Raw genomic sequence first — 25110 nt, 5'->3', positions numbered from 1 at the left:
CGGCGGTATCCTAAACCGCCCGGTTCTGTAGAGCGCCCCTCGCTGCTTCCCACCTGCAGGACCGTCCACGTTTCCTCGCAAGGTGTCGACGATGTCCGAACTGTGGTCCCAACTGGTCAGCTGGTTCGCCAGCCATGGCGTGCTGCCGGTGCTGCGGTTCCTGCATCTGGAAGGCCTTGCCGGCGATCCGGGCGATATCTCCGCCTCGCTGCTTATCGCCGCGTTCCAGCTGTGCGTGATCGGGCTGATCTTCCGCCCGCTGGAAAGCATCGTGCCGGCGGAAAAATGGGAGAACCGCAAGCTCACCAAGGTCGACTTCCAGTACACGGTGATGATGCTGGTGGGCATCTTCCCGATCTTCAGCTATCTCATCCTCACGCCCATCGCCAACTATTTCGGCGGCCCGGACACCGGCCCCGGCGATGCCAGCGCCTCGCCCCTCGCCATCACGCACTGGGTGCCGTGGCTGAAGCAGCATCCATGGCTGCTGTTCGGCTGCTACTACGTGGTCTACGACCTCGTGTACTACTGGATGCACCGCCTGCAGCACGCGCTGCCCTGGTGGTGGGCGCTGCACAGCATGCATCACAGCACGCGCCAGATGAGCTGCTGGACGAACGACCGCGGCAGCCTCATCGACGGTTTCATCCAGTCGATGATCCTGGCCTGCGTGGGCATCGTGATGGGCGTGGAGCCCGAGCAGTTCGCGTGGCTGGTGCTGATGGGCGAACTGGTGCAGAACTTCTCGCATGCGAACGTGCGCATCGCCTTCGGCCCGGTGTTCAACCGCGTGCTGGTGTCGCCGAAGTTCCATCGCCTGCACCACATGCTGGTCGATCCCACGCGCCCCAACCTGCACAACTGCAACTTCGGCCAGGTGTTCTCGATCTGGGACGTGATCTTCGGCACCGCGCTGTACAACGAACCGCTGCGCCCCACCGGCGTGGGCGACCCGATGGTGGACGACGACAACAACCACGGCCTCATCGGCCTGCATTGGAATGCCGCCAAGCGCTTCTGGGGCGCGGTGCGCCGTCCGGCGGGCTGGAAGTTCGGCGAGGTCGCCTTCGGGCCGGACTACGTGCCGATCCCGGTGGACCAACTGGATCTGCATGGCCTTGCCCATCATGTGCTGCAGAAGGCGCCAGCCGGCGACACGCCGCGCGCCGATGTCGACACCGCGCCCGAGCCCGCCACCACCGCCTGAACGCCCATAAAAAAAGCCGCCCGGGGAAGGCGGCTTGCGGGAACAACTAACCAGTGACCTGATTTACCTGCCCGAAGTGACCGCGCGGCGCCGGGAGGGCTACTCCGCGCGGGTTTGGCCGAGAGTCTCGGCCGGGGAGCCCATCAGAAGTCGTACGTGACCGAGAAGCGGCCGTAACGCGGCGTGGTCTGGTACAGCGAGGCGCCGTACGAGTTGGACACCGTATAGGGCGCCGTCTCGTAGGTCGCGTCGATCACCGTCGGCTGGCGTTCGTTGAACACGTTGAAGATGTTGAAATTGAACGCGAGCTTGCTGTCCGCGAAGGCCGGACGGTAGGTCACGCCCAGATCCATGATCTTCTGCCACGGCAGGCGGCCAATCTTGCCGAGCACCGACGGCGTGCCGTCGCACCAGCGATAGGCCGAGCCGTAGCTGACCGGGTCACTCTCATTCGTGCCGTAGTAGCCCAGGCAGGCCTTCGGCGCGCCGGACAGGATGCGCACCGCGCCGGACACCATCCACTCGGGCGAGATCATGTAGGTGCCGTAGGCCTTCAGCTGATGCGTGCGGTCGTTGGAGAGCACGCCGTTGCTGTTGACCATGAGCGAGGCGGCATCCCAGTCCTGCGTCTTGGAGATGTCGTCCTGGCCGATGGTGGACAGCACCTGGCCTTCCGTATTGCCGTAGCTGCGCGAGAAGGTGTAATCCACGCGCGCCTGCCAGCGGCCATCGAACGGATGCTCCAGGAACAGGTCCAGCGCGTAGTACTTGCGCTTGGCGCCGGAGGTGAAGCCCCAGTCGCTGTTGGACATGCTCACCTTCTCGTAGCCGCTGCCGTCCACCTTGGACAGCAGGAAGTCGTTGGTGCGGCCGGGGTTGAAGATCAGGCAGCCGTTGGGCAGGTTGACCGAATCGACATCGATGCCCTGCGCTTCCACCTTCGCCGCGAGGCGATCCATGTCGCACACGTCGTCGATGGCCGAGCGCAGCTTGCGCAGCGTGCCCTTGGCGCCGTACACCCAGTTCGCGCCCAGCGTCTTGTTGAAGCCCAGGATCATCTCGTCCTGGTACTGCGACTTGAGGTTGGACGCGGTCACCGTCTTCGCATCCGGCGTCTGGCCGTATTCGCCGTTGGACGACACCGGGCCCGGGCCGATCGGCGTCAGGCCGGTGGGGTTGCCATTGGCGTCGATGCCCGTATAGGTGAAGTACTCGTTGGTGTAGGTGGACGGCGAAGCACCGCGGATCGCCACGCTGTTGGGCAGCGCGAGGTAGTAGCGGCCGAGGTTGCCGAACACCTTGAAGGTGGAATCGCCGAACACGTCCCAGCTGAAGCCCAGGCGCGGCGCCCACTGGTTCTTGTTCTTCACGTACGACTCGCCCACCGCGTTGTAGTTGGTGAACTGGTCGTCGCGCAGGCCCAGGCTCAGCAGCAGCTTGTCGTTGACCTGCCAGCGATCCTCGAGGTACTGCGCCTTCTGGTCCACCGACATGCTGGTGGTGGTGATGAAGATGTACTTGCGCACGTAGTAGCCGTTGCCGCCCGGCGCGCCCACGCCCAGGCCGGGCACCAGCGGCACGGTCGGGTCCGTCGCGTGGCCGTAGCGCCACCAGTAGCCGGGGCCGCTGGTCTGCTGGCCTTCGTCGGTGGCAGCGAAGTGCATGTTGTCGATGCCGGCCGCCAGCGTGTGGTCGCCCAGCTTGTATTCCACGTCCAGGCGCAGGCCGTGCGTCTTGTTCTTGGCGTTGGGGTTCTTGATGTACTGGATCGTGTTGTTGTTGCGGATCGGCGTGCCGCCGGTGATCGCCGGATCCTCGCTGGTCGCGCCGCTCAGGTAGGCCAGGCTGGGGTCCACGCCAGGCACGTTGGAGTAGTCGATGGCGCGGTTCTGGCCGTAGGTGGCCGAGAAGGTCAGGTTGTCGGTGATGTAGCTGGTGTACTTGCCGATGTAGATGTCCGAACCGGTCTTGGTGTGCGTGTCGTACCCGAGGAAGCCGCCTTCCTTGCCGTTGCCGCCGGCCGAGTAGTCATAGACGTACTGCGTGCCGCTGTACGAGGTCTTGTTGGAAATGCCGGTCAGCTCGAGGATGTTGCTGTCGTTGATGTTCCAGTCCAGCTTCACGTAGTACTTGGGGATGTCGTACTTGTAGTACGTGTTGTTCGGCTGGGCCACGCTGGCGCTGGAGGTGCTCAGGCCCTCCTGCTTTTCCGCTTCGGCGGCGACGAAGAAGTACAGCTTGTCCTTGATCAGCGGACCGCCCACGTAGGCGTCGTAGGTGGTGTTCCACTTCACGTTGTTCTTGCGCGAACGGTACGCGGTGCCCGGCAGCGAGTCGTCGGTGTATTCGAAGCCGTTGGGCAGCGAGGCGTTGGGGAACATCACCGTCTTGGGATCTTCCGCCAGGAACTTGGGCGACCACAGGATCTGTCCGCCGAAGTGCCAGTCGTTGGTGCCGCGCTTGCCCACCTGGCTCATCACGCCGCCGTCGGAGCGGCCGTACATGGCGCTGTAGCCGCCGGTGTAGATTTCCTGCTGGTCGATGGCGCCATAAGGCAGGCCGATGCCGCCGAGGTTGCTGAGCGGATCGGTGGTGTTGTAGCCGTTGATGTAATAGGCGTTCTCGCTCACCGAGGAGCCGCCGAAGGACACCACGTTCGAGCCCGCCTTCTGGCCCTGGAAGTAGTCACTGCCCTGCACCACGCCCGGCGCGAGCAGCGCGATGGCCTCGGCGCTGCGCGCCAGCGGCAGGCGCTCGAGCGTCTTGGAATCGATCACGGTGCGCGAATCCACCGACGACACGTCGATGGCCGGCAAGGCGTTGGCGCTCACCGTCACCGAGGCCAGCGACTTCGCCGACGCCGCCGAGGCGAACGACACCTCCGTACCGGCATTCACGGTGATGGCGACGTTGTCGCGCGTGTCGACGGTGGCGCCGTTCTTCTGCAGCGTCACCGTGTAGGTGCCCAGCGGCAGGTTGCTGAAGCGATAGCGGCCACCGGCGTCGACCGTGGCCGAACGCGTGACGCCGGTGGTGCCGGTGACCGTCACGGTCTCCCCGGCCTCGGCCTGGCCGAAGATGGTGCCGGTGGTGGACTGCGCCATGGCCACGCCGGCCAGGCCCAACGTCAGCGCGGCCGCCAACGACGACCGGCGCAGGACGCGGTGATTGAAACGACTAACCTTCATCAACTGGATCTCCCCGAACCGCCCTGAAAAGGGCAACAAAGTCCCGACCAGCCATCCCTTACGGGCCGGTAGTTCATGTTTCTGGCTGATGCGGGCCGGAGGTCCCCCCTGCGGCGCCGCGTTAAAGGCTTCCAGCGACCTGGAATGCCCGCGACCGCCCATCCCAAAGCTGTCGCAAAGCTGACGAAAAGAAAGCCTTTATTGAAAATAGAGTGCTTTCTTACGAAATGTCAACTTTATTTAACGATATGGATCGATATAAGACAGTCAAGCGAAGGCTGGCCGTAATTTTGTGCGTCAAGTCTCAATGCCTTCATACAGTTCGGGCTCCGTAACTCAGGCGAGCGGACGCCACGCATACCCGTCGCCGGACACATCCAGCCGGCCCCATCCGGGAAAGGGCGCGTGCGCTGCGGCGACCAAGTCGCCCCGACGACACGCCTGCGCCAGGAAAGCCGCGCGGGTGCGCCTAGCCTGCGCCGGCTCGCTGTCGTAGCAGACGGTGACGCCGGGATCGGCCAGTTGCACGGACGCGACGTGGAACAGGTCGCCGCAGAACACGACGTCTCCCTCGCCCGTATGCAGCCGATAGCCCGTGTGCCCGCAGGTGTGTCCCGCCAAGGGCTCCGCCGTCAGGGCTCCCCAGGAAGCGCCAGGATCGAAAACCCGATAGCGCCCTTCCGCCATGTACGGCGCGAGCACTTGGCGCGCGTGGTCGAACGTCGCGCGCACGCTGGCATCCACCGCGTCACGACCGGCTTCATCCAGCCAGAAGGCCGCCTCCGCGCGCGGCACGTGGACCACGGCGCGCGGGAACACCGCCATGCCGTGGCGCGTCAGGCCGCCGATATGGTCCGGATGAAGATGCGTCAGCAGCACCGTGTCGATCTGCTCAGGATGCAGCCCTGCCGCCGCCAGCTGCGCCGACATGCCGCCCAACGTTGCATCCTGCAGATCGCCCGCACCCGCATCGACCAGCACGCGATGCGCGCCATCCTCGATCAGGAATGCGTTGACGTGGCTGCTGACGACGTCGCCAAGACGAGCGCGCTCCAGCAAGGCCTGCATGGGCGTTTCGCCACCGCGAAGCACATCGAGAACCGACAACGCGAAATGGCCATCGCACAGCGCCGTGATCGTCGTGCCGCCAAGCTGCAAGCGGCGGAAACCCGCAGCGCCCTCTGATCGAGGTGCTGGCGAAGGGGATGACAGGAACAGCGCGTGATCGTCAATGCACATCGTGGGAGCTCCAGGGAAAGGAGCCCTAGCGTGCCCATCGCCGCGGTGCACGCACACTGACGCAAAAATGCGTCAGCCCTTCAGGAATGTTCGGGCCCTTCGTCGGCGGCTGGCCCCAGCAGGCGCATCGCGGTATCCGCCAGTGCGCGAACTCCACGCATGCTTCGCATGTCCTCGTGGTAGCCCATCCAGATATGGCGCGACGGCGGCGCGTCGCCCAACTCCACGCGAATCAAACCCTCGGTTGCGTCGCCGACGGCGCGCGGCAGCACGGCCAGTCCCATGCCTTGCTGGCACAGGCGCGCCTGCAAGGCCCGATGATTGGCGACGACGGCCACGCGTGCGCGCGGCAGCGCCTCCCGCAGCCATTCCGTTTCCGGATAGCTGTGCTCGGAGGTATCCATGACGATAAGGTTCGCCCCGCCGCCATCGCCACGCGCGACGCGCGGCTGATCGCGATGCGCATACAGGTCGTAGTCGACGCGCAGCAGCCGGCATTGCACGACACCGGGCTCGTCGAACGGCACCACACGGAACACGATGTCCGCCTCGCGCCGGGACAGGTCGAAGCGTCGCGAACTCACCATCAGTTCCGGCAGCACATCCGGATGCTCGCGTCGCAGCGCGTCGATGACGGGCGGCAGCACGTAGGTGGCGAACCAGTCGGCCGAGGAAATGCGCAGCGGGCCCGACACGCCATCGTCGCTCGCCAAGCGGCGCTGGAAGGCCATGGCGGCGCTCTCCATCTCTTCGGCCACGGCCAGCACCCGCGCGCCCGCCTCCGTCAGGAGGATGCCGTTGTCGTGCCGCTGGATCAGCGGCTGGCCCACGTCATGTTCCAGCGCGCGTATTCGTCGCCCGACCGTGGGATGGCTGAGTTGCAGGGTGCGCGCTGCCGCGCCCAGCGATCCCTTGCGCGCCACGGCGAGAAAGATGCGAACGTCGCTCCATTCCATGTGCGGACTCCTGTGCGGCCCCGACACTGTGGGTGCGCGCGCGACGTTCGACAAGGGCGCTCGAACGAAAGAAGGCCCGGGTTTCCCCGAGCCTTCCCATGTCCATCGGCGGAACGGACGCCTTACGGGCGGCGTGCCAGCTCCGGGTTTTCCTTGGTCTTGGGCATCAGGTCCTGCTTGGACACGCCCAGCCACAGCAGGATGGGGCTCGCCACGAAGATCGAGGAGAGCGTACCCACCAGGATGCCGATCAGCATGGTGATGGCGAAGCCGTGCACCGCCGGGCCACCGAAGAAGTACAGCGCGGCCATGGTGATCGCGGTGAACAGCGCGGTGATGATGGTTCGCGACAGCGTGTTGTTGATCGAGCGGTTGAGGATCTCTTCCGGCTCTGCCTTGCGGGCCAGGCGGAACAGTTCGCGCACGCGGTCGAACACCACCACCTTGTCGTTGATGGAGTAGCCGATCACCGCCAGCACCGAGGCCAGCACCGTCAGGTCGAACTCACGCTGCACCAGCGCGAAGATGCCCACCGTCACCAGGGCGTCGTGCGCCTCGGTGACGATGGCCGCCACGGCAAAGCGCCACTCGAAGCGGATGCCCAGGTACAGGCCGATGCCCAGCACCACCACGATGGCGGCGACGATACCGTCGCTGCGCAGCTCCTCGCCGACCGCCGAGCCCACGTAGTCGCGGCTCTTGAGCTTGGCGTCGGGGCGTGCGGCCTGCAGGGTCTTGGTGACGTCCTCGGCGATCTTGTCCAGGTTCACCTTGCCGCCGTTGGCCACGCCCGAGTTCGGGTCGTCCTTCGGCTGCAGGCGGATGGACACTTCCTTGGTGCCGCCCAGGCTCTGCACCAGGGCATGCTCCATGCCGCCCTTCTCCAGGGCGTCGCGTACTTCGCCGACCTGCACGGGCTGGTCGTATTCCATCACCAGCGACACGCCGCCGGTGAAGTCCAGGCCATAGTTGAGGCCCTTCACCGCGATCAGCGCGATGGAGGCCAGCATCAGCAGCACGGCGATGCCGACACTGAACTTCCTCATGCCGAGGAAGTTCACGTTTGCGTTGTGGTTGAAGATTTCCATGAGTTCCTGTTCCTCTTCAGACCGACAGCGTCTTGAGCTTGCGATGACCGTGGATCAGCGCGGTGATCGCGTGCGTCACGGTGACCGAGGTGAACATCGAGGTCAAAATACCGATTAGCAGCGTCACGCCGAAGCCCTTGATCGGGCCCGAGCCCATCGTGGTCAGCGCCAGCGCGGCGATCAGGTGGGTGACGTTGGCATCGAGAATGGTGGCCCACGCCTTGTCGTAACCGGCGCGGATGGCCGCATGCGGCGAGGAACCGTTGCGCAGTTCTTCGCGTATGCGTTCGCAGATCAGCACGTTCGCGTCGATCGCCATGCCCAGCGTCAGCACGATACCGGCGATGCCCGGCATGGTGAGCGTCACGCCCACCGCCGACATCACCGCGATCAGGATCACCAGGTTGAAGAACAGCGCCACGTCGGCCACCAGGCCAAAGAGCTTGTAGTAGACGGCGGCGGCGAGCAGCACCAGGGCAAGGCCCAGGGTCACGGCGCGCAGGCCCTTGGCGATGTTGTCCTGGCCCAGGCTGGGACCGATCACGCGCTCCTCGACGATGTCCACCGGCGCGGCCAGCGAACCGCCCTTGAGCAGCAGCGCCAGCTCGGAAGCTTCCTTCGGGCTGCGCAGGCCGGTGGTCTGGAAGTTCTTGCCGAACACACCGTTGATGGTGGCGTAGTTGATCACCTCCTCGGTGATCTTCGGCGTGCGCACTTCCTTGCCGTCGACGACCTTGGTGTCGACCACGCGCTCCACGTACACCACGCCCATCGGGCGGCCGACGTTGCCGGTGGTGAAGTCCAGCATCTTCTTGGCGCCGGCCGCATTCAGCGTGACCGACACCGCGGGGCTGCCGCTCTGCTGGTCGAAGGACGAGGAGGCATCCACCAGCTGGTCGCCGGTGACGATGATGTTCTTGCTCAGCAGGTACGGACGACCGTCGCGATCCTTGTACAGGCGCGCATCCGGCGGAACGATGCCGGTGCGCGCGGCATCCACGGCCTGCTGCGGGTTGCCGTAGCCGGCGCGGTATTCCAGCGTGGCGGTGGCGCCGATGATCTTCTTGGCCTCGGCCGTGTCCTGCACGCCGGCCAGCTCGACCACGATGCGGCTGTCGCCCTGCTGCTGGATGATCGGCTCGGACACGCCCAGCGCGTTGATGCGGTTGCGCAGCGTGCCCAGGTTCTGGCGGATGGTGTTGAGCGAGAGCTCACGCAGCTTGTCCGGACGCACCACGGCATTGATCGGGAAGCGATCGCCGGTGGTGGCGCCGTCCGTCAGCGTGAGGTCGGGGTAGTCGGCGGCGATGGCGTTGGCGGCCGCCGTGCGGTCCTCGGCGGACTTGAGCACCACCGACACGCCCTGCCCGCGCTGCGCGTTGCGCACCACCGATTCGTAGCGGATGTTCTTTTCGCGCAGCAGGCTGCGGATGTCGTCCGCATAGCGCGTTTCCTGCTTGTCGATCACGTCGTCCTGATCGACCTGCATGAGGAAGTGCACGCCGCCCTGCAGGTCCAGGCCCAGCGGCATCGACTTCGCGCCGATGGCGATCAGCCAGTGCGGCACGGTGGACTTGAGGTTGAACGCCACCGTGTAGTCGTCGCCCAGCGCGGCCTTGATCGCGTCGGACGCGCTCTTCTGTGCGTCGGGATTGGCGAAGCTGGCGAGCAGGTGGTCGCCGTTGAGCTCGACGCCGGTGCTGGCCACGTTCGCCTTGGCGAGCGCGTCGGTCACTTTCTGTCGAAGCGACTGGTCGACCGTGCCGTTGCGGTTGGCCGTGATCTGCACGGCAGGCACCGGCAGGAACACGTTGGGCAACGCATAGACAATGCCGAGCACCAGTACGATGGCGACCAGCGCATATTTCCAGCGTGGAAAATCACTCATGCCTTGAATCCGTCAAAAGCCGCGGCATGAGGCAGGCCGCGGCGAGCAATGCATCGTGTGGAACCGGGACCCCTCCGCCCCGGCAAGTCGTCAGGACGACTTCAGCGTGCCCTTGGGCAGGACCTGCTGCACGGCGCCCTTCTGCAGCTTGATCTTCACATTCGGCGCGATCTCGACCGTGACGAAGCTCTCACCGATGTCGTCCACGCGGCCGGCAATACCGCCATTCGTGACCACTTCGTCGCCCTTGGCCAGGGCGGAGATCATCGCGCGATGCTCCTTCTGGCGCTTCATCTGCGGGCGGATCATGACGAAGAACATGACCACCAGCAGCAGGATCGGCAAGGCCAGACCCATCAGGGGATTGCCCTGCTGGCCGGCTGCGGGAGCGGCCTGGGCCAGCACGAACGACATCGGAAGATTCATCAGCTTGTCTCGCAAGTAGCGGTATTGACAGAGTTTTCTGACAACACCTGATAAAAGATCGTGGATTATGCCACGCGCCCCCGGGCCCTGCATGCGCCGCAAGGCCCACCCGGCAAAGGTTCTGGCGTCAGAGCGGGCGGTTTCCAAGGGGCTGGACCGGGGCGCGGCACCGAAGGTTCCCCGAGACCTCCTACCCCGTCATTCCGGCGCAGGCCGGAATCCAGTAGCGACCACGCAGGATTTTCGCCCAAAGGCCGCATGCTCCTCGCGACAACCGTGTCATGAGGCCACTGGATTCCGGCCTGCGCCGGAATGACGGGCGTGAACGGAACGGTTGAATCGCGTCAGGGTGCCGACACAGACTTTCCCCGGATTGCGCTGCGCTCCATCCGGGCTACGGTGGACGGTCGCCTCAAGCGGCCACACCACCTGCCCTTCGTGCGTAGAACTCCGCCACGAAGTCGTCCAGCTTCCCTGCGGCAATCGCGTCGCGCAGGCCGGCCATCAGGCGCTGGTAGTGACGCAGGTTGTGCATGGTGGCGAGCTGGCTGCCGAGGATCTCGTTGCAGCGGTCCAGGTGGCGCAGGTAGGCGCGGCTGAAGCCGTTGCTGCAGGCGTAGCAGTCGCAGCCTTCCTCGATCACGCGGGTGTCCAGCGCGTACTTGGCGTTGCGGATGCGCAGCGTGCCCTGGTCGGTGAACAGGAAGCCGTTGCGCGCGTTGCGCGTGGGCATCACGCAGTCGAACATGTCGATGCCGCGACGCACCGCTTCCACGATGTCCTCCGGGCGGCCCACGCCCATCAGGTAGCGCGGCTTGTCGGCCGGCAGCAGGGGCACGGTGAAATCCAGCGTGTGGTTGCGTTCCGCCTCGGGTTCGCCCACCGCCAGGCCACCGACGGCATAACCGTCGAAGCCGATGTTGACCAGGCCTTCCGCCGAGCGCCGGCGCAGATTCTCGTACACGCTGCCCTGCACGATGCCGAACAAGGCATTGGGGTTTTTCAGGTCATTGAAGGCGCGGCGCGAACGCTCGGCCCAGCGCAGGCTGAGCTCCATCGACGTGGACGCCACCTTTTCCGTCGCGGGATACGGCGTGCATTCGTCGAAGATCATCGCGATGTCCGAATCGAGCACCTTCTGGATGCGCATCGATTCTTCCGGCGACAGGAACACCCTGGAGCCATCCACCGGCGAGGCGAACGCCACGCCTTCCTCGGTGATCTTGCGCTTGTGCGCCAAAGAGAACACCTGGAAACCGCCGGAATCCGTGAGGATGGGCTTGTCCCAGCCGATGAACTTGTGCAGCCCGCCGAACTGCTCGATCACCTCGAGGCCGGGGCGCAGATACAGGTGGAAGGTATTGCCCAGGATGATCTCGGCGCCGATCTCGCGGATGTCCCGCGGCGTCATCGCCTTCACCGAGCCATAGGTGCCCACGGGCATGAAGGCCGGCGTTTCCACCGTGCCGCGGTCAAAGGTGAGGCGGCCGCGACGGGCCGCGCCGTCGGTGGCCTGGAGTTCGAAAGTCAGGGAAGTCATAAGGGGAATTATCGCCTGTCTGGCGATTTCGTGCTCCGCGGAGCCTCAGTTCACTCCCTCTCCCCTTTGGGGAGAGGGTTGGGGCGAGGTGAGGGGCGGGTGCTCGCGGCGTGGTTTCATCAAAGCGGCGCGATCTTAAGTTCTGCGTGAAGGCCGTAGTTTGAAACTATGAGGCAAGATTGACCCCTCACCCCAGCCCTCTCCCCAAAGGGGAGAGGGAGTCAAGAGCTGCCGCGCGGCAGTATCAGCATCGAATCCCCATACGAGAAAAACCGGTACTTCTGCTCCACCGCATGGCGGTACGAAGCCAGCATGAAGTCCCGTCCCGCCAGCGCTGACACCAGCATCAGCAGGGTCGATTGCGGCAGGTGGAAGTTGGTCAGCAGGCCGTCGATGCTGGAGAACCGGTAGCCGGGGAAGATGAAGATCTGCGTTTCGCCCGCGAACGGCTGCAGCTCGCCATCGCGCACCGCGCTTTCCAGCGCGCGCACCACGGTGGTGCCCACGGCGATCACACGCCCTCCCGCGGCCCGCGTGCGGCGGATCTGTTCCACCAGGCTCGCGCCCACGTTGAGCCACTCGCGATGCATCTGGTGATCCTTGATGTCATCCGCGCGCACGGGCTGGAACGTGCCGGCGCCCACGTGCAGGGTCACGTAGCCGAACTGCACGCCACGCTCGCGCAGCGTCGCCAGCATCGCGTCGTCGAAATGCAGGCCCGCGGTGGGCGCCGCGACCGCGCCGGGCTCGCGCGCGAAGACGGTCTGATAGCGCTCCATGTCGCTGGCGTCCGCGTGGCGCTCGATGTACGGGGGCAAGGGCATTTCGCCCAGGCGCAGCAACAGGCGTTCCAGCGGGTCGGGCGATTCGAAGCGCAGGCGGAAGAACGATTCGTCGCGTCCCAGCACCACGGCATGGCTGCCATCGGCCAGTTCGATGCGCCCGCCCTCCTTCGGCTTCTTGCTCACGCCCAGTTGCACGGTGGCTTCGTGCGCGCCGGTGACACGCTCGATCAGGATCTCCACCTGCCCGCCGGTGTCCTTGCGCCCGTACAGGCGCGCGGGCAGCACGCGCGTGTCGTTGAACACCAGCAGGTCGCCCTGGCGCAGGTAGTCCGGCAGGTCGCGGAACATGCGGTCCTGCCGCGACTGCGCCTCCACGTCGAGCACCAGCATGCGGCTGGCCGAACGCTCGGCCAGCGGCGCCTGCGCGATCAGCTCGGGCGGCAACTCAAAATCGAAATCGGTCTTCTTCACGGGCGGGGTACTTGCGTCGAATGGGGCATTATCGCGCAAAACCCCGGTCTGCCCGCTCAGACCGCGGTTTTTCGCCGGCGGCGGCGCGCCAGCCAACCCGCGAAACCAGCCACGACAAGCACGAAAGCGCCCAACTCATACGGGAAATAATCGCGCACGGCATGCTTCACCGCTCGCACCTGCGCAGATCGCTTGAGCGCGCGGGCGCCGTCGAAATCGGGCTCTTCGCAGTCGCGGCCGAAATCCGCGGCCCATGCCACGTACGGGCCTTGCTTCACGTAGCGCTGGTAAAGCGCGGCGGCGTGGCGTTCGCGTTCGGACGGCTGATCGGGCTTGGGGTCGCCGTAATACTGGTAGTGATCTTCATAGTCCGGCGGGCCTTCCAGCATCCAGCCGGTGGCTTGGCACAACACGGCGGCAAAGGCCTGCGAGCGCGGCGGCAACAGGTCGGCCGCGCGAGATGCCTCGTCCGCCGCGATATAGCGGTAGTGGAAGCGGTAATCGGGCCTGGCCACGCTGTCGGCGTAGCGCTGGCGCTCGCCGTCGGTCACGTAGGCCTGCTTCAGCGATTCCGGCGCCTGGCCGCTGCCGCCCTGGAAGGAGCCGCCGTTGTCCTGGAAATCCGGGCTCTGTTCGTAGCCGAGGATCTCCATGCCGTTCTCGCGCGCGATCACGGCGGCCGCATACAGCGCCTGCGCCTTGCCGATGTCGGTCCATGCGTGCTGGCCATCGTGCATGGCCTGGGCATAGGCCCGAGCCTTGCTGCGCAGGTTGGCCGGTTGCGGCTTGCCGTTGTCGTCCTGCATGGCGATGCGCGGATCGTCGTCCTTGGGGAAATACGCGAACGCCTCGTCGTACCGGCCCGCGCGCATCAGGCGGCGCGCCAGCAGCCAGCGCAGGTTGTCGGCCAGCGGAAGGCTGCGGTAATAGCCGTCGGCCGGCTTGTCCTTCGGATTGAGCGACTCGGGAGCACGCGCATCGACGAAGCGCTTGAGTTCGTCCACCGTCAGCACGCGCTCGGCGACATAGGCGGCGTCGTTGCCATAGCCCATGCCCACGCCGTCGCCTTCGTCCTCGTACTCGTTGCCGTCGCCGCCCACCGCGGAGGCGGCGTCGTACAGGTGGCCCATCGCTTCGACGTACTCGCCGCGCGCCAGCGCCAGCACGCCTTGTTCGCCCAAGATCAGGTGCACGTTGCCGGGCTCCAGCGCGGCCTGCGGATCGTCCGCCTTCGGGAACGCCTTCGCCGCGGCGGCATAGGCGGCGTTGGCCGCCGCCATGTCGCCCTTCTGCAGCGCGAGCTTCGCGCGCACCCAATCGGCCAGCGGGCCGGAGGACTCGCCCGCCAGCGTGGCGGCCAGATCGTAGTTGCCCAGCGAATAGGCCAGCGAGGCGAGCCGGTCCGCACCGGCGACATGATCCAGCCCGCGCTTTTTGATGGCCTGCACGAGTGCAGTCAGGCGCGGATCGACTTTCGGCTTCGCGGCGTTTGCAGCCGTGTCGTCGGGCTCGCCGCCCATGCGCGCCAGCGCGTAAGCGACCAGCAGACGTTGCGCCACCGGGCTGTCGATCAGCTGATCGAGCAGTTGCGGCTGGCGCATGCTGAAGTCGGCCACCGCCACCAGCGAATTCACCGCACTGTCGGACTGATGCCCCGCCTGCGCTGCGTAGAGTGTGATGGCGCGCTTGAGATCGTCCGCCGCCAGGCCACGCCCACAGCCGGCGCCCTTGGCCGGGGCCTGGCTGTCCTTTTCGTGCTCGCCGTCAGCGTCCGCACCGTCGACCGCCTCCGTAGCGACGCCATACAAGTCGCCCCAGCTGCATTGCGTGCCGTGGTCATAGAGATAGAGCCGCGCCTCTTCGCCAAAGCTGGAAACAGCCAGGCCCTGCGTATCGGATGCGCCATCCACCGCGCGCGTGCGCGCCAGTTGGAAAGCCTTGGCGGCCACGGCCCGTTCGCGCTGGAACACGGCGGCATCGGCTGCCGCGTCGTTGGCCTTGGCCGCATGGATGCGGCCCAGCATGTAGGCCGCCCACACCGAGCGCAGCCGCGCCTGCTCCGGCGGCAGGGCCAACACCTGCTCGAAGCGTGCGGCGGCCTTGTCCTGCTGGTCGCGGCTGAAATCCAGCGCGCCGGCCACGTAGGCGCGCAGGTCCGCGGGCAGATCCTTGCCCTGCTCGAACGCTTCGTCGCCCGTGGGAAGCTCGCGCAGCGTCTTGATGCGCGCCAGCTGCGCCACGGTCACGTCCAGCGAGCTGGCCTGGGCCTCGTCGCCCTTCTTGTCGTCGCCGTACGGCGCGGGCTCGTTGCTTTCAAGCTTGTCGGTGGCGGGCAACAGCCGTGCCGCCTCGAACGCAAAGCTGTTCTGCGGCGCGGATTTCAGCGTCGCCGCGCGCTGGTCCAGCAACTGGTTGGGAAACATGGGGCCGCAGGCCCAGGCAACGGCGCCGGCGAGACCGGCGACCACCGCAGCGACAATCCATGGGCGCTTGTACATGGCTTTACCTGATAAGGGGCGCTCCGCGCCCAGACCGCGCAATTATGGTGGAAAGTCGCGCTCAGGATTCGATGCGCAACGCGGGCGCGTCATCGCAGCGCAGCCATCCCGCCGCCAGCTGGCGCCCCGCGCGCAGCACGCCGACGCGCGTGCGCTGAAGATAGAGCCCGCGTTCACCACGCTGCAGCACATAGCCGTTGATGCCGTCGGCAGCGGCGCAAGCGCCTTCGATGCGCACGAGCGGCGGCAACGGCATGTCCGCGTCGCCTTCGTTGACCAGCCACACGTCGTAGCGATGCGCATCCTCCGTGCCGGTCGCCAATGCCGTCAGCGATGCCTGCAACGGCACGCGTCCCAGCACGGACCGCCAGCTCGCCCCGCTCCAGGCCCGCGCATCCTCGCCGGTGGGCAGGCGGAACCACACGATGCCGGCCAAACCATGTGGCGCGTTCGCCTCCAACGACGCCACGAAGCGCTGCATGGCGCGCGGATCGGCGAACAGCTCGGTCGCCCCTTCGTCGCCGACCAGCGTGGGCCGTTCGCTTTCGATGGCCGACACGCGCCCCTGCGCGTCCCAACTCACCCGCGTGCCGTAGGCCGGTAGGGCGACGCGCCAGGGCTTGCGGGTATGCCGCGCGAAGGCCGTCATCCACGCGCGCGCCATGTCGGGATTGAACAGGCCCGCACGCGGCGATTGCACGGCATGCACCTGCAGCACGGCTTCGTCCACCTGATCCAGCAAGGCATCGAGTCGCGGGCTGTCCAGCCAGGTCGGCAACGCGGTCACCGAAAGGCGTTCGCCCAGCAACAGCGAAGGCCGCAAGGCCTGCAGGAAATGCGCATAGGCCGGCAGGCGCGAGGTGGCGCAATCGTGATCGATCTCCACGCCGGCCAGCACGATCTTCTGCTGCCGCCACGTGGCGAGCACCGACTGCACGTCCGCAAGCAAGGCCGCCTCGTTCCACTGTTGCAGCTGGCCTTCGATGCGCACCACCGCAACGACCGGCTTGCCGCTTGCCGCCAGCGCGTTCCAGTCGGGCGTGAACATGCGCCAGCGTCCCTGTCCGTCCATCTCGCCGGCAAGCACACGCCAAGCGCGCACGGGTTGTCCGTCCTCCGCCATGGCGTGCAGCAGGGCCGGCGTCCATTGCCGTTGCCAGATGTAGGCGTCGTTGGCGAGCGACGCCGGGCGATTGGCGCACCCTGCGACGGCCATGGCCAGGCACAGCCAGAACAGTCGGCTGATCCATGGGAACAGCGAGAAGCTCATGCCGGCTACAGCCAGCCCTTCTGGCGGGCCAGCCGGTAGGCTTCGATGCGGTTGGCCGCACCCAGCTTGCCGATGGCTTCGGACAGGTAGTTGCGCACGGTGCCATGCGACAGGTTGAGCTGGGCGGCGATGTCGCTGGCTGCCTGTCCCTCGCCGGCCAGGCGCAGCACCTGGCGTTCGCGGTCGTTGAGCGGATCGGCTTCCGACCAGGCTTCCAACGCCAGCTGGGGATCGATGGCGCGCCCGCCGCGATGAACCATGCGCAAGGCCTCGGCGAGATTCTCCGCCGGCGCGTCCTTTAGCAGATAGCCCGACACGCCCGCATCGAGCGCGCGGCGCAGAAAGCCCGGGCGCGCGAACGTGGTCACGATGATCACCTTCATCGGCAGCTCGTGCCGCTGGATGCGCTGGGCCAGCTCCAGCCCGGTCAGGCCCGGCATCTCGATGTCGGTGACGAGCACGTCGGGTTTCAGCCGCTGCAGCTCGCGCCACGCGGCCTCGCCATCCGCTGCGGAACCCAGCACCTCGATGTCGCTCTCGAGATTGAGCAGCGCAGACAGCGCGCCACGCACCATGGCCTGATCCTCGGCCAGCAATACACGAATCATGCAGCACTCCTGTCATTCATTGCGGCGGACGGCGTGTCGAACCCGGCCTTCATGTCGCGTGGCGCTCCTGCGTCGACCACGCATCGCTTTCCGTCACGCCGTTGTCGGCGGCAAGATCGCGCGTCGCCGAACGCGCTCGCAAGGGCACGGTGATGTCCAGCCGCGTGCCCCGCCCCGGCGGAGAAACCACATCGAGCGCGCCGCCCAGCGCACGCACGCGCTCGTGCATGCCCTTGAGGCCATTACCGTGCGCGTCGATGCCGCCGCGGCCGTCGTCTTCGATGCTGAGCTTGAGGTTCTGATTGGCCACCACGGCCGTCACGCGCGCCCGGCTGGCGCGGGCGTGCCTGGCGATATTGGTCACCGCTTCGCGCAGCACCAGGGCAAGGCTGCGCTCCAGTTCCACCGGCAGCGACGGCGGCAGCTCGCCGCACTCGAACGACACCGCCGAGGACTCCAGCATCAGGCGCGCGGCCGCCAGCTCCGCCGCGAGATCCGTCGCGCGAATGCCGGATACCGCCGTGCGCACTTCCGACAAGGCATGGCGAGCTACGCGCTCGGCATCGGCCAGCTCGCGCTTGGCCGCCTCGCTGTCGCGGTCGAACAGCTTGCGCGACAGCTCCAGCTTCAGCGTGATCAGCGACAAGGTGTGGCCCAGCAGGTCATGCAGGTCGCGACCGATGCGTTCGCGTTCGGCCAGCGCGGCCAGCCGGCGCACCTCGTCGTGCGAAAGGCGCAGCTCGGCCTCCTTCTCGTCGCTCAGGCGCTCGGCGTGCACGACCAGGCCGATGATGATCGACGTCAATGGTATCCAGATCACCGCCTGCCACACGTAGTGCAGCAGCGTCACCTCCGCGATGAGCAGCGCGTTGAGCACGATCAGCGAGGCCATGTAGCGGCTTAGCTCCATGCGGCCGCTGCGCAGCATGATGGTGCCGTACACGAAATACGTCAGCCCGCTGGGATACCAGGGCAACAGCAGCAGCGACATGGCGACCAGGCACAGCGCGAAGTAGCGCGAGCGACGGCGCGAGGCGACGCAGCATTGCGCGTAGAGGAACAGGAATACCGGATACGACACCAGCGTCAGCAGCGCCCATCGCCATGTGTACTGGCCGAACAGCGGGGTCACGAACACCCACACCGACCACAGCAGATGCACGGCGTCCGTCCAGGGCGACTTGCCCTTCTGGATGCCAATGGCCACCAGCGAATCCGGCGCCGGCTTGAACCATGCTCGCAGCCATTCGCGCACTGTGCCCGTCTCCCCGTGATCCCGCTGCCCACCGTGCATGCTACTTCAACCGAGCCGACGCAGGCGGCGCGCCGCCAGCAGGAAGAACACCGCCGTGTACGCCAGCAACACCGCGCCATGGAGCCCTATGCCGGTATGCCTCACGCCCAGCGCCTGCAAGGCGATCAGGTGCAGATGGGCGCTGGGCCAGACGGGTGCGATGCGCTGCAGCACCGTCGGCAACATCGACAGCGGAATCCACAGGCCCGAAAGAAAGGACATAGGCAGGTAGATGATGTTGATCACACCCGGCGCGCCCTGCCCCTTGACCAGCGCGCCCACCAGCATGCCCAGCGCGCAGAACGGCAACACGCCGAACATGCCGGTGGCAAGCAGCGCCAGCGCCTGCATCGCGCTCACCTGCACATGCGCAAAGCCCACCGCCAGCGCCAGCAGCAGCACGATCACCACGCCCGCCGCCAGCATCGCCATCAGCATCTTGCCCAGCAGGTAGGCGCCCGGTGGCATGGGCAACGCGCGCTTCAAGGTGAGCAGGCCGTTCTCGCGCTCCATCGCCAGCGACACGCCGAAGCCGAACAGGCCCGGACTCATCACCCCGAACACGCTGTAGCTGGCGAGCAGATAGCGAGCCGTAGCCGCGTCGGCATTGCGGTTCATCACGATGCCGAACAGCACGTAGAACATGGTCGGGAACAGCGTCACCGGCAGCAGGAACCCGGGCGACCGGAGATAACGCAGGCACTCGCTGCGCGCTTCCGCCGCGTAGGCGCCGAACACGCCGCGCAGGCTCATGCCGCTGGCGGGCGATGCGATGGTGATGGCGGACATCAGGCAACCTCCTTTTCCGGAACGTCTTCGCGGGTCAATTCGGTAAAGGCTTCGGCGAGGCCGGCACGGCGCACTTCCAGCTCCGACAGGGCGGGATCGGCATCGAGCAGGCGGCGCAAGACGTTCTCCGGCGCATCGGTGTGCACATGGATATGCACGCCATCGCGTTCGGCATGCGCGACGTGCGGCCATCGCATCAAGGCCGCCGCATCCAGATCGCTGACGCAGCGGATGCGCGTCATCGCCACGCGCGAACGCAACGCATCCACACTGCCTTCGCTCAGCACGCGGCCCTTGCCCAACACCACCACGCGTTGCGCGAGTGCTTCGGCTTCTTCCAGGTAATGCGTGGTGAGCACCACCGCGCAGCCTTCGGCAACGAGGCGGCGAATCGCCACCCATAGCTTCTGTCGCGCGTCGATGTCCATGCCCACAGTGGGCTCATCGAGAAACAGCAATTCCGGACGCCCGCACAGCGCCAGCGCGAACTGCACGCGACGCTGTTGTCCGCCGGAAAGCGCCACGTAGCGCCGCGACAGTAGATCGGTGATGCCTGCCAGCTGCGCGCTTTCTTCCAGTGACCGCGGCGTGGGGTAGTAGCTCATGGTCAGGCGCAACAGTTCAGATACGCGCAAGGTCCCCGGCAGGGCAGCGGATTGCAGCATCACGCCGATGCGGCGACGCGCGTCGATCTCCTGCGGATGCCGGCCGAACAATTCCACGCGTCCGGCGTCGGCGTGCACCAGGCCCAGCAGCAGGCTGATCGCCGTGCTTTTGCCGGCGCCGTTGGGGCCCAGCAAGGCGAGCAATTCGCCGCGGTGCAGCATGAGATCCATACCGTCCAGCGCCGTTAAAGCGCCGTAACGTTTGACCGCTCCCGACAAGCGGGCAATGACTTCGACGGATGTTTCCATGGCATCTCCTCCCTGCCCGCCATGCTAGGCAGCGCAAGGGTTTGCCAGCAGTTGCCCGCGTCAGGCAGCGTGGGTGACAAGCGTCACCCGGGGTTACGGCGGCGACAGCGCCGAGTTATGCTCAGGCGGTCGTTGCGTTGCCACATCCGTGATGGATCGCAATGCGACATGATCCCCCAAGGATCGCGGAAACGCTGAACGGTCACGCGTTTCCACCATGTATTCGTAGACATGTCGATGCGCATGCCATCGGGACGGCAGGCAAGTCGACCTTGAAGGAGGAACCCATGGGCGTGATTGATCAGCTGCGCGAGTTGCGCGAATTCGGCGGCGCTCCGCTGACCACTGGCCTCGACGACGCCACCATCGAGCGTTTCGCGGCCAGCCACCCTGACCTGGCGCAGGCCATCGGCGACGCGGTTGCGCGACATCGCGAACTGCGCAGCGAGCTGGGCGACTTCCTCAAGCTCGACGAGGCCGAACAACTGGCGCAGGCGCAGACGGAGTTCGTCAATTTCTATCCGGACGACGCCATCAACCCGTACCTGCCGGCGGCGGCGCGCGGCCCGTGGGTTGTGAGCTTCAAGGGCGCTGTGATCCACGACAACGGCGGCTACGGCATGCTGGGCTTCGGCCACAACCATCCGGCCATCGACGCCGCGCTCGCGCGTCCGCAGGTGATGGCCAACGTGATGACGCCGAGCATCTCGCAGATGCGTTTCGCCAAGGCGATGGATCGCGAGCTGGGCCGCAACCGCGGCAGCAATCCGTACGTGCGCTACCTGGCGCTCAACTCCGGCTCGGAGTCGGTGGGCCTGGCCTGCCGCATCGCCGACGTCAACGCCAAGCTGCTCACCGATGCCGGCGGCCGCCATGCGGGCCGCGTCATCAAGCGCGTGGCGGTGAAGGGCGCCTTCCACGGCCGCACCGACCGCCCGGCGCTCTATTCCGATTCCACGCGCAAGACCTACCTGCAGCACCTGGCCAGCTATCGCCACGAGGACACGCTGCTCACCGTGCAGCCGTACGACGTGGCGCAGCTGGAAGCCGTGTTCGCCGACGCGGACAAGAACGGCTGGTTCATCGAGGCCATGTTCCTTGAACCCGTGATGGGCGAAGGCGACCCGGGCCGCGCGGTGACGCCGGAGTTCTACCAGAAGGCCCGCGCGCTGACCGAAGCGCACGGCTCGCTGCTGCTGGTCGACTCCATCCAGGCCGGCCTGCGCGCGCACGGCGTGCTGTCGATCACCGATTACCCGGGCTTCGAGAAATTCGCGCCGCCGGATTTCGAAACCTTCTCCAAGGCGCTCAACGCCGGCCAGTATCCGCTGTCCGTGCTGGCCGTGACCGAGCGCACCGCCGACCTGTACCGCAAGGGCATCTACGGCAACACCATGACGGCCAACCCGCGCGCGCTGGACGTGGCGCTCGCCACGCTCAACGAGCTCACCGACGAGGTGCGCGACAACATCCGCGAGCGCGGCAAGGAGTTCGTCGACAAGCTCAACGCGCTGAAGAACGAACTGGGCGGCCTGATCACCAAGGTGCAGGGCACCGGCCTGCTGTTCTCCTGCGAGCTGTCGCCGGAGTTCAAGTGCTACGGCGCGCACTCCACCGAGGAATACATGCGCGAGCGCGGCGTGGGCGTGATCCACGGCGGCACCAACTCGCTGCGCTTCACCCCGCACTTCCTGGTGAGCAGCGACGAAGTGGATCTGGTCGTTGCGCACGTGCGCCAGGCCTTGCTGCATGGCCCGCGCAAGCTGAAGTCCGAAGCGGCCTGATCGGCCGCACGACCGGCATCGCCCAGCGGCGATGCCGGTTCGCCCGCCTCTGGCGAAGGCCCGCACGGCCGTAAAAACCGCAATGGGTTTCGCAGTTTCGTGCAAGAGTCCCGGCCTCTTTCGCCAAACTGTCGCAATAACTTACTAGCCTCCTCCCCGATGGGGTCCACCCCGGACCCAGGCAAGGGAGTGGTCAATGAAGCCAATGCACGTGCGGCGCGCCCTGTGGAGCGCGCTGATCATCCTGCTGTCCGCGACGTCCGCGCAGGCAGCCGACCTGAGCATCAGCCAGTTTCGCGTCCGCGGGCCCGCCGGGGGCAACGATGAATTCGTCGAGCTGTTCAACAGCGGCACCAAGGCGCTGGATCTGTCCGGCTACAAGTTCAACGCCTCCAACGCGAGCGGCACCGTCGGCACGCGCCTGACCCTGCCCAGCGGCACGTCCATTGCCTCGGGCTGCTATCTGTTGCTGACCAATGGCGCCAGCGGTGGTTATTCCGGCAATGCGCCCGGCGACATCAAGTACAGCACCGGCGTGACTGACGACGGCGGCCTCGCCCTGCTCGACGGCTCCGGCCAGTTGATCGACCAGGTGGGCCTGTCCGCCGGCTCCGCGTACAAGGCCGGCAACCCGCTGGCCTCGCTGGGCAGCACCAACGCCGACAAGGGCTATGCGCGCAAGCTCGACGCGGCCGGCCTGCCGGTGAACACCGGCGACAACCAGTCCGATTTCGTGGTGGCCTCGCCCACCGCGCCGCACAACAGCACCAGCCCGTGCGTGATCCTGGGCCAGTCGTTCTCCATCGCCGATTCCAGCGTCAAGGTGCGCGGTGCCGGCGACGTCAGCATGCCGTTCACGGTCACCCTCGCCCAGCCCGCGCCGACTGGCGGCGCCACCGTGCATGCCGCCACGCAGGACGGCACGGCCATCGCGGCGAACGGCGACTACGACGCGCTCGACACCACCCTGACCATTGCCGAAGGCCAGACCCAGGCCAGCTTCAACGTGATCGTGCACGGCCGCACCACGCCCAGCGACGACAAGGCCTTCGACGTCAAGCTGAGCCAGCCGAGCGGCAACATCCCACTGGCGCGCGACACCGCCATGGGCGCGATCCTGTACGACATCCCCGTGGCCGCCGAGATCTGGCAGATCCAGGGCCGCGAGCAGATCTCGCCGCTGGTCGGCAAGTCGGTGATCACCAAGGGCAACATCGTCACCGCCGTGGGCCCGAACGGCTTCACCATGCAGACGCCGGACGCCCGCGCCGATGCCGACCCGCTGACCTCCAACGGCATCTATGTGTTCACCTCGACCAAGCCCACGGTGGCGATGGGCGACGTGGTGGACGTGGAAGCCACCGTCGACAACTACTACAACCTGCCCGAGCTGAAGAACGCCACCGTCAGCGTCACCGCGCACGGCGCCCGCCTGCCGGCGCCGGTCGTGTTCGGCGACAAGATTCCTTCGTCCGATCCGGACAAGCTGTCTTGCGGCGCCACCAACTTCCAGTGCTTCGTCGGCATGCGCGTGGTGATCGAGAACGGCATGATCAACACGGGCAACAAGCGCTTCAGCAACCAGCCCTACGCCGAGGTCAGCATCACGGCGAACGGCAAGCGCTCGCTGCGCCTGCCGGGCGTGCGTTACGGCGTGCAGGTGCCCGACGGCGTGACGCTGCCCAACTGGAGCGGCAACCCCGAGGTGTTCAAGATGAACACCGCCGACTTCGGCGCCGTGCCGCTCAACACGCCGTTCGTGGCGGGCACCACGTTCCGCGCGGAAGGCATCATCTCCTACGACTTCGGCGCGTACACGTTCATCCCGACCTCCATCAAGCTCAAGCACGTCGCGCAGGTGCCGGACGCGGTCTCGCCCACCGCGCCGTATGCGCTGCGCATCGGCGCGTTCAACACCGAGCGCTTCTGCGACAGCGAGTTCAACACCGTCTACACCTGCAGCGGCAACAGCAAGGAGCCGACCGCCGACGAGGTGACGCTGAAGACGCAGCGCCTGTCTGCCTACATCGGCAACGTGCTGCAGCTGCCCGACGTGCTGTCGGTGGAGGAAGTGAAGAGCCTGCCGCTGCTGCAGGGCCTGGCCCAGCAGTTGAACGACGACTACCGCGCCAAGTACCAGGCCTACCTGCTGCCGGGCCACGACCCGAGCGGCATCAACGTGGGCTTCCTCGTGCGCAGCGATCGCGTCCACGTGGTGTCAGTGCAGCAACTCGCCGCCGACGAAAGCTGGAACGACAACGGCCAGACCGCGTTCGTGCATGACCATCCGCCGCTGCTGCTCACGGCCGAAGCGCGCGGCGTGCGCTTCCAGGTGATCTCCGTGCACGCCAAGGCACGCACCAACGTGGACAAGGACGACGCCACCGCCGTGCGCGACCGCCAGAAGCGCTTCCTGCAGGCCACGTCGCTGGCCCGCCAGGTGCAGCAGCTGCAGACCACCAACCCGTGGCAGCCGCTGATGGTGGTGGGCGATTTCAACGCCTATCAGTTCAGCGATGGCTGGGTGGACACGGTCGGCCTGATCTCGGGCAAGTACAAGGACAGCGAGAACCAGCTCAAGCTCGGCAAGAACATCGTGCAGCCGGCGCTGTGGAACGCGGTGGAATCGGTGCCGAAGAACGACCGCTACTCCTTCCTGTTCACCGAGAAGTTCGGCCCCATCCAGGGCTACACGCAGGCGGGTTCCGGCAATTCCGGCCGCGAAGTGCCCACCGTGCAGGTGCTCGACCATGCGCTGCTGAACCTGTCCGCCCGCCTGCGCTTCCTGAAGATGCAGTACGGCCGCGCCGACCTCGACGCCCCCGCGCAGACCGCCGCCGACGCAGTCACCGCCACCGACGTGCGCAAGGCGATTGGCGTGTCCGACCACGACGGCTTCGTGGTCGACCTGTTCGTGCCGGGCAAGCTGGGCGAACAGAAACCCCACGGCTACGACGACCGGCAGGGCGATGACGACCAGGGCGAAGGCCACGGCCGGGGTCACTGACGACTAGTGTTGTTCTGGTGCGAACCACGCCCGGCGACGGGCGTGGTTTTTTTGTGCCAACGACAAGCGCCCGTGCCCTCTCACGTCATTCCGGCGCAGGCCGGAATCCAGTAGCCGAGGAAATGGTTTTCGCCGGGCGTCAAAACGTTTAGCTTTTC

The 25110-nt window shown here is 66.4% G+C and carries 17 protein-coding genes; 3 read left to right on the top strand and 14 right to left on the bottom strand.

The window, feature by feature from the left end; translation table 11 throughout:
• Positions 1-91 precede the first annotated feature (91 nt).
• Positions 92-1207 carry a sterol desaturase family protein gene (locus BDW41_RS12245; RefSeq protein ID WP_074547769.1) on the top strand — a complete coding sequence of 372 codons (1116 nt, stop codon included), beginning with the start codon at positions 92-94 and terminating at the stop codon, positions 1205-1207.
• A gap of 143 nt (positions 1208-1350) precedes the next feature.
• On the opposite strand, the gene BDW41_RS12240 is transcribed toward BDW41_RS12245, so the two are convergent.
• From BDW41_RS12240 to BDW41_RS12175, 14 genes are all read right to left on the bottom strand, one after another.
• Positions 1351-4395: a carboxypeptidase regulatory-like domain-containing protein gene (locus BDW41_RS12240; protein ID WP_074547770.1), complete on the bottom strand. Its 3045-nt coding sequence runs from the start codon at positions 4393-4395 to the stop codon at positions 1351-1353.
• Positions 4396-4731: 336 nt separating this feature from the next.
• On the bottom strand, positions 4732-5634 hold the full coding sequence (locus BDW41_RS12235) for an MBL fold metallo-hydrolase (RefSeq protein WP_074547771.1): 903 nt from the start codon (positions 5632-5634) through the stop codon (positions 4732-4734).
• An 80-nt stretch (positions 5635-5714) separates the two neighbouring features.
• Positions 5715-6590 carry a LysR family transcriptional regulator gene (locus tag BDW41_RS12230; protein WP_074547772.1) on the bottom strand — a complete coding sequence of 292 codons (876 nt, stop codon included), beginning with the start codon at positions 6588-6590 and terminating at the stop codon, positions 5715-5717.
• A gap of 122 nt (positions 6591-6712) precedes the next feature.
• Positions 6713-7678: a protein translocase subunit SecF gene (secF, locus tag BDW41_RS12225; protein WP_074547773.1), complete on the bottom strand. Its 966-nt coding sequence runs from the start codon at positions 7676-7678 to the stop codon at positions 6713-6715.
• Positions 7679-7694: 16 nt separating this feature from the next.
• Positions 7695-9566 (bottom strand): protein translocase subunit SecD, encoded by a 1872-nt coding sequence (gene secD / locus BDW41_RS12220; protein ID WP_074547774.1) that lies wholly within the window; start codon positions 9564-9566, stop codon positions 7695-7697.
• A gap of 90 nt (positions 9567-9656) precedes the next feature.
• Positions 9657-9992 (bottom strand): preprotein translocase subunit YajC, encoded by a 336-nt coding sequence (gene yajC, locus BDW41_RS12215; protein WP_074547775.1) that lies wholly within the window; start codon positions 9990-9992, stop codon positions 9657-9659.
• Positions 9993-10404: 412 nt separating this feature from the next.
• Entirely contained in the window at positions 10405-11532 is a 1128-nt protein-coding gene (gene tgt / locus BDW41_RS12210) for a tRNA guanosine(34) transglycosylase Tgt (protein WP_074547776.1), read from the bottom strand.
• A 221-nt stretch (positions 11533-11753) separates the two neighbouring features.
• Positions 11754-12788, bottom strand: a complete 1035-nt coding sequence (gene queA / locus BDW41_RS12205) for a tRNA preQ1(34) S-adenosylmethionine ribosyltransferase-isomerase QueA (protein WP_074547777.1) — start codon at positions 12786-12788, stop codon at positions 11754-11756.
• 56 nt (positions 12789-12844) lie between these two features.
• The gene (locus BDW41_RS12200) at positions 12845-15286 is read right to left on the bottom strand and encodes a hypothetical protein (RefSeq protein ID WP_074547778.1); all 2442 of its coding nucleotides are present in this window, start codon (positions 15284-15286) and stop codon (positions 12845-12847) included.
• Between the two features lie 61 nt (positions 15287-15347).
• A complete protein-coding gene (locus tag BDW41_RS12195; protein WP_233496857.1) occupies positions 15348-16556 on the bottom strand; it encodes a DUF3142 domain-containing protein in 1209 nt (402 codons plus the stop codon).
• 5 nt (positions 16557-16561) lie between these two features.
• On the bottom strand, positions 16562-17164 hold the full coding sequence (locus tag BDW41_RS12190) for a response regulator transcription factor (RefSeq protein ID WP_074547779.1): 603 nt from the start codon (positions 17162-17164) through the stop codon (positions 16562-16564).
• 49 nt (positions 17165-17213) lie between these two features.
• On the bottom strand, positions 17214-18419 hold the full coding sequence (locus BDW41_RS12185) for a sensor histidine kinase (protein ID WP_233496856.1): 1206 nt from the start codon (positions 18417-18419) through the stop codon (positions 17214-17216).
• Between the two features lie 45 nt (positions 18420-18464).
• Positions 18465-19247, bottom strand: coding sequence for an ABC transporter permease (locus tag BDW41_RS12180; protein ID WP_074547780.1), 783 nt, complete (start codon positions 19245-19247; stop codon positions 18465-18467).
• Positions 19247-20161: an ABC transporter ATP-binding protein gene (locus BDW41_RS12175; RefSeq protein WP_074547781.1), complete on the bottom strand. Its 915-nt coding sequence runs from the start codon at positions 20159-20161 to the stop codon at positions 19247-19249. Before BDW41_RS12175 ends, BDW41_RS12180 begins: the two co-directional genes overlap by 1 nt.
• A gap of 287 nt (positions 20162-20448) precedes the next feature.
• On the opposite strand from BDW41_RS12175, the gene BDW41_RS12170 reads away from it, so the two are divergent.
• Together BDW41_RS12170 and BDW41_RS12165 are read left to right on the top strand one after the other, a co-directional pair.
• Entirely contained in the window at positions 20449-21945 is a 1497-nt protein-coding gene (locus BDW41_RS12170; protein WP_074547782.1) for an aminotransferase class III-fold pyridoxal phosphate-dependent enzyme, read from the top strand.
• A 196-nt stretch (positions 21946-22141) separates the two neighbouring features.
• On the top strand, positions 22142-24952 hold the full coding sequence (locus BDW41_RS12165) for a lamin tail domain-containing protein (protein WP_074547783.1): 2811 nt from the start codon (positions 22142-22144) through the stop codon (positions 24950-24952).
• Positions 24953-25110: the final 158 nt, after the last annotated feature.

This window comes from Dyella sp. AtDHG13 (assembly GCF_003201105.1).
GTDB classification, from domain to species: Bacteria; Pseudomonadota; Gammaproteobacteria; order Xanthomonadales; family Rhodanobacteraceae; genus Dyella; species Dyella jiangningensis_B.
This window is presented reverse-complemented; position numbering and strand designations above follow the sequence as displayed.

Excerpts from the sequence above, each read along its gene's own strand:
- BDW41_RS12180 (WP_074547780.1), bottom strand. The coding sequence starts at position 19,247 with ATGTCCGCCATCACCATCGCATCGCCCGCCAGCGGCATGAGCCTGCGC.
- secF (WP_074547773.1), bottom strand. The coding sequence starts at position 7,678 with ATGGAAATCTTCAACCACAACGCAAACGTGAACTTCCTCGGCATGAGG.
- tgt (WP_074547776.1), bottom strand. The coding sequence starts at position 11,532 with ATGACTTCCCTGACTTTCGAACTCCAGGCCACCGACGGCGCGGCCCGT.
- BDW41_RS12235 (WP_074547771.1), bottom strand. The coding sequence starts at position 5,634 with ATGTGCATTGACGATCACGCGCTGTTCCTGTCATCCCCTTCGCCAGCA.
- BDW41_RS12240 (WP_074547770.1), bottom strand. The coding sequence starts at position 4,395 with ATGAAGGTTAGTCGTTTCAATCACCGCGTCCTGCGCCGGTCGTCGTTG.
- secD (WP_074547774.1), bottom strand. The coding sequence starts at position 9,566 with ATGAGTGATTTTCCACGCTGGAAATATGCGCTGGTCGCCATCGTACTG.
- BDW41_RS12195 (WP_233496857.1), bottom strand. The coding sequence starts at position 16,556 with ATGAGCTTCTCGCTGTTCCCATGGATCAGCCGACTGTTCTGGCTGTGC.
- BDW41_RS12245 (WP_074547769.1), top strand. The coding sequence starts at position 92 with ATGTCCGAACTGTGGTCCCAACTGGTCAGCTGGTTCGCCAGCCATGGC.
- BDW41_RS12190 (WP_074547779.1), bottom strand. The coding sequence starts at position 17,164 with ATGATTCGTGTATTGCTGGCCGAGGATCAGGCCATGGTGCGTGGCGCG.
- BDW41_RS12170 (WP_074547782.1), top strand. The coding sequence starts at position 20,449 with ATGGGCGTGATTGATCAGCTGCGCGAGTTGCGCGAATTCGGCGGCGCT.
- BDW41_RS12230 (WP_074547772.1), bottom strand. The coding sequence starts at position 6,590 with ATGGAATGGAGCGACGTTCGCATCTTTCTCGCCGTGGCGCGCAAGGGA.
- BDW41_RS12165 (WP_074547783.1), top strand. The coding sequence starts at position 22,142 with ATGAAGCCAATGCACGTGCGGCGCGCCCTGTGGAGCGCGCTGATCATC.
- BDW41_RS12200 (WP_074547778.1), bottom strand. The coding sequence starts at position 15,286 with ATGTACAAGCGCCCATGGATTGTCGCTGCGGTGGTCGCCGGTCTCGCC.
- BDW41_RS12175 (WP_074547781.1), bottom strand. The coding sequence starts at position 20,161 with ATGGAAACATCCGTCGAAGTCATTGCCCGCTTGTCGGGAGCGGTCAAA.
- yajC (WP_074547775.1), bottom strand. The coding sequence starts at position 9,992 with ATGAATCTTCCGATGTCGTTCGTGCTGGCCCAGGCCGCTCCCGCAGCC.